We start from the raw sequence: 4670 nt of genomic DNA, 5'->3' as shown, positions 1-4670 counted from the left end.
CGGAATGACCGTACCCTACGTACTGAACCGCGTTGCGAACCAAAACGTTCCGCTCAGCGACTCGGTCGTCAAAGCTTATGAGGACAATTACCGTCCAAACGGACTGCTCCTGAGCTGGGAAGATCATTTTGGTGTGGAAATCCTGAATGGAAACCTGCCGGTATCGACGATCCAGGGCATTAGTACCGTGCAGGACGGACAAAAGATTCTGGCAGACGCCAAAGCAAAGTGGGATGGCAAATCTCCGCTGTTCGTATCCCTCGGGCTGCTGGCCTGGAATATGACACCGACCGATGTAGTGAAGCTGACGGATTCGCTCGGGCCTGAATACCAGCCGGTGCTGGCCGACCAATACTTCTCCCTCATTCGGGAAGCGAACGATCTGCCAAAAAAGCCGTAAATCAAGGACAATAATGAAAGCGGTCAACGCGAGAAGGCGTTGACCGCTTTTTAGCATCTCATCAGAAAAAAATTTAATATACCCATTGACAAAGGATCTAGGAATCCATTATCTTTATGATTAAAGATGAGTGAGTAACTCACTCATTGTAAAACGAAAGCGGGGAATTCATATGAGCAATGCTTTGGTTCAAATCGTGATGCGGAAAAGAAATCAACAGAAAAATGCGCGGCTGCTTCGTATAACAGCTTCTGAAGGAATCGCTGAATCCAGCTTTGTACGTATTGGTGGGATTGAACAATGGGTGACCATCCGGGGGGAAAACCGGCGCAATCCGGTGCTGCTGTTTGTTCATGGAGGGCCGGGATCGGTGTACTCCATCTTCAGTCCACTGCTGCGTTCCTGGGAGAAGGATTTTACGATCGTGCAGTGGGATCAGCGGGGAGCAGGAAAGACCTTCCGGCGCAACGGCAAACAAGGCAGCGGATCGTTGACCTTCGACCGGTTGGCGCAGGATGGGATCGAGTTATCCGAATATCTATGCGGCAAGCTCCAACAGACCAAGCTAATTCTGGTTGGCAGTTCGGCGGGCAGCCTTACCGGCATCATGATGGCTGCGCGACGTCCGGATTTATACCACGCTTATGTAGGGACGGATCAGAACGCCCCCGATCCCGAACACGTTGGGCATCGATTGCTGCTGGAGGCATTCCGAGCTACGGGCAGCAAGAAGGGAGCCGAACTGCTTGAGCGTATGGGGACCGATCCTTCTACTTGGAACAGCAGGGATGTCGATACACGCAACCGGCTTATGGTGAAGGCAATACGTGGTGTCCCCAATATGATCACGGATTTGATCATGCCGTCGATGCTGTCATCTCCGGAACATACGATGAAGGATATGTCGGATCTGTTTAAAGGAATGAAGTTTTCCGCTGAGGCTCTTCATGAAGATATGGTCCGTTTTGATTTTGACAAGATCGGATACCGCTTCGAGCTGCCTGTGTTTATTGTTCAAGGGGATTCGGACTTTATTACGCCGACGGCAACGGCCAAAGCGTATTACGGCCGCATCGATGCCCCATACAAAGAGTTCGGGCTCATCCATCAGGCCGGCCATTTGGCGTGCTTTTCCCGGCCGGAACAGTTTTACGCATTTCTTCAGAATAAAGTCCTCCCCTTGGCGGTGGCTGCGGAAATGAAGCAAGCACGGTGATCCAAAAGGAACGTCATGGTACAATAGGGATACATTATTTTTCAGAGATTGGAGTTCGGAGTCTATTGTCACCACTAAATAAGGAACAGCTGGCCCATATCCGGGATGAGAGGAAAAATCAAATCAAGCAGGCCGCGACAAAGCTTTTTGCCCGCAGCGGCTTTACAGGAACGAAGACCAGCATGATCGCGGCGGAAGCCGGCGTCAGCGAGGGGCTGATATATCGTTATTTCACGTCAAAGGATGAGCTGTTTACCAGCATCGTCCAGGAGCTGATGGAGGAAGGGCGGAGAGAGACGGGGAATGTGCCGAGCCTGCCGGGCACGCCATATGAGCAGATTCAAGCGCTGACGGAAAATATGCTCAGCGAGAACAAATTCGCTTTTATGCTCATTCTCCGCGCCGTCCGCAGCCTTGACGCCATTCCCAAGGACGCCGCAGACATTCTGAAGGAGCACTCGGCTGATGCCATGATCGATCCGCTGATTCCTTTGTTCGTGCAGGGGCAGGAAGCCGGGGAGTTTGCCGAAGGCGATCCTCGCGAGCTGCTCCACTGGTATTTTTACATCGTGAACGCCTTGATCGTCGAGGAAGCGGATGAGAAGCCGTATGGAACACCGTCGGCGGAAATGCTGATGAGGATGCTGAAAAAGTGATCGTATTGAAATGGGGATAAATTCGTAACTTCCGGACAACTCCTGCCTGTACACCTCCTATCAATCTAGCATAGGATACCGTATCGGAGGTGGTGGAGGCTATGTTGTACGAAAGTCGCAAACTCGCCAAAGGAACCTCGTTTGAAACAACGATGCATATTTTTGACGGTGATACTCCTGGTACGTTTTCATGATCGTGGCAGGCATTCATGGCAGGGAAGTGGGGAGCATTCGCGCCGCCCAGAAGCTGGTGAAACAGCTGAAAAACGGCGATTGGACGATTGAACGGGGCACGCTGATCGTGGTCCCTATTGCCAATCGGCCTGCCTTCAAAAAACGGATCCGGGGCAAGCCGGATTTGAACCGGATGTTCCCGCGAGGTCCGTCAGGCCGCACCACGCATGAAATGTCGCGTGCTTTGTATAAAATCATGCAAAAGTATAAACCTGCCTGGTACCTGGATCTTCACGAAGCCAACGGCCTGTCGTCCGCGAGCGCAGACGTGCTGGGGCAGACGCCGAGCGCAGACGTGCTGGGGCAGACGCTGATTACGGATTCAGGTAGCCCGGCTGTACCTGCTGTCCGGAGGGTGATCAAGCATATGAACGGGAGGGTGGTCCGCCGTTCTCATCGTTTTCATATCCGGATGCACAAGCTGAAGGGCTCTTCCCGGACAGCTGCGGCTGATCGGCTAAAGGCCAAAGCGGTAACCGTTGAAACGTGCTGGAGCCTTGACATGAACGTACGGATCAACTACCAAACCGAGGTGGTACGATCATTTCTAAGGGAGGCGGGCTTAATTTAAGAGATGGTTCAATGCAAAACATCGTTATACGGCAAACGGCCGGTCAGGATAAACCCTGATCGGCCGTTTATGATTGTGTGATTTTATGCCAAAACAGCTGCATAGAGCTTATTCCGCATCAACGAAGAAATTCCGGCTGCCGATTTGAACATCTTGAACATTTGGTTTTCCATCTTTGCCGGTGTGGATAAAAAAGACGTAACGTTCAACTGTACCGTCAGTAAACTTGAGGGTAATCGTATTGCCCGAAATGCTGTACGTCCCCGTTCCACTAGACCCCGCGGAGGTATTGGTTGTTCCTTACAGATACGACAATTCGGCGACGACAACCATGTGTATGCGTAAAATGGCCGATTATTCCCGGACGCTTCCGATTATAGTTCGATTTGGATCTGCATGTGAGGTCCATCGTTCCTTTTTTTACATATACGTTATAGGTCGAAGAGAAGAATAAATTTGCATATCTGCACACGTCTGCCACGGTTGCAGATGTGCCGGATGTTGATTGGCAAAGGTGAAAAGAAATGCGGCTAATCCCGGACCGCCGTTACGTCTGTCGTGACTTGCGCCGGCCTGCGGATCACCCGCAGAATGCTGTCCAGATTGGTGATCAGCGTTCCTACAATAATCGTAATCATGCCGGCGACCGAGAGCCAGGTGATGCGTTCATGATACAGCACGGCCCCTGCCGCCATAGCGATCATCGGCGAGATGTACAGCCATGTCGACGGAAAAACGGGATTCGTCTTGGCAACCAGCCAATAATAGAGACTGTGGGCGACCATGGATCCCATGACGATCAGATAAACGAGTGAACCGAGCGCGGCACCGGCGGGCAGTCCGGCGGCATGTATGGGCTCTGTCAGCAGAGATAGCACAAGCAGAAGGAATCCGCCATGCATCATCTGCGCCGCATTCAGCGCAATGGGCGACGTCTCGGGGAAGCGTTGGATCACCTTTCGTGAATACAGCGTTCCTGCAGCGTAGCAGATTTCCCCGGCAAGGATGACCAGGCCGCCGATAATCCAGGCGCCTCCGGTGGAGGAAGAGAGGTCCGAGAGCAGCAGCAGCAGGACGCCCGCGAAACCTAGAAGGCAGCCGGTGACGGTCCTCGCCGTGCTTTTTGCTTTGAAGACCAGTATTTGGATAAGTAAAATGATCAGCGGACCTGTAGCCGAGAAGACGGCGGCGGATCCGGAAGAAACGTGCTGCTCGGCCCAATAGAGCGGCGCAAAAGTGCCGAAGGTCAGCAGGGTGCCGCTCAGCAGCATTTCTTTGCGCAGCAGAAGACGGAAACGGGATTTTTTACGCCAAACCATCCACAAAAACAGCGCCAAGCCGGCCGCGAAAAAGCGCAGTCCCGCAGAGAAAAAGGGCGGAGCGGACGCGTCCACCCCGATTTTAATGGCCAGAAACGTTGTGCCAAAAATAAGACACATCAGCAAGTAGTTGACAAGTATCATGCTAAATCCTCCTTTGGTTGTCTCCCCATCATACAAGGAGGATTACAGAACAGATGCATGATAACAGAACAGATGGACGCGGGTTTATAGTACAATGAGACTACAACCCATTTGATGTCCGGAGGGAAAT

4 protein-coding genes and 2 pseudogenes are annotated in these 4670 nt (G+C 52.2%); 4 read left to right on the top strand and 2 right to left on the bottom strand.

Features of this window, described 5'->3' with window-relative positions; genetic code table 11:
- The 4 genes and pseudogenes from CPT76_RS13625 to CPT76_RS13610 all read left to right on the top strand — a co-directional run.
- A pseudogene (locus CPT76_RS13625) lies at nucleotides 1–400 on the top strand (GxGYxYP domain-containing protein); the annotation flags it as partial.
- A 172-nt stretch (nucleotides 401–572) separates the two neighbouring features.
- Nucleotides 573–1616, top strand: coding sequence for an alpha/beta fold hydrolase (locus tag CPT76_RS13620; protein WP_258168399.1), 1044 nt, complete (start codon nucleotides 573–575; stop codon nucleotides 1614–1616).
- A 65-nt stretch (nucleotides 1617–1681) separates the two neighbouring features.
- Complete coding sequence (locus CPT76_RS13615; RefSeq protein ID WP_105443297.1) at nucleotides 1682–2272, top strand: TetR/AcrR family transcriptional regulator; 591 nt, start codon at nucleotides 1682–1684, stop codon at nucleotides 2270–2272.
- A gap of 190 nt (nucleotides 2273–2462) precedes the next feature.
- Nucleotides 2463–3077 carry a M14 family metallopeptidase gene (locus tag CPT76_RS13610; protein WP_258168398.1) on the top strand — a complete coding sequence of 205 codons (615 nt, stop codon included), beginning with the start codon at nucleotides 2463–2465 and terminating at the stop codon, nucleotides 3075–3077.
- A gap of 108 nt (nucleotides 3078–3185) precedes the next feature.
- On the opposite strand, the pseudogene CPT76_RS42085 reads toward CPT76_RS13610, so the two are convergent.
- Both CPT76_RS42085 and CPT76_RS13605 read right to left on the bottom strand, forming a co-directional pair.
- Nucleotides 3186–3353 (bottom strand): annotated as a pseudogene (locus CPT76_RS42085) (lipocalin family protein); the annotation flags it as partial.
- 254 nt (nucleotides 3354–3607) lie between these two features.
- The gene (locus CPT76_RS13605) at nucleotides 3608–4540 is read right to left on the bottom strand and encodes a DMT family transporter (RefSeq protein WP_105443296.1); all 933 of its coding nucleotides are present in this window, start codon (nucleotides 4538–4540) and stop codon (nucleotides 3608–3610) included.
- Between the last annotated feature and the right edge of the window lie 130 nt (nucleotides 4541–4670).

It is taken from the genome of Paenibacillus sp. AR247, from assembly GCF_002968895.1.
In the GTDB taxonomy this organism is placed as follows: domain Bacteria; phylum Bacillota; class Bacilli; order Paenibacillales; family Paenibacillaceae; genus Paenibacillus_AQ; species Paenibacillus_AQ favisporus.
Note: the sequence above shows the minus strand (reverse complement) of the source record. Positions and strands in the feature narration are given on the sequence as shown.

Bases quoted from the DNA above. Each gene is read 5' to 3' on its own strand.
- CPT76_RS13620 (WP_258168399.1), top strand. From the start codon at position 573: ATGAGCAATGCTTTGGTTCAAATCGTGATGCGGAAAAGAAATCAACAG.
- CPT76_RS13610 (WP_258168398.1), top strand. From the start codon at position 2,463: ATGATCGTGGCAGGCATTCATGGCAGGGAAGTGGGGAGCATTCGCGCC.
- CPT76_RS13605 (WP_105443296.1), bottom strand. From the start codon at position 4,540: ATGATACTTGTCAACTACTTGCTGATGTGTCTTATTTTTGGCACAACG.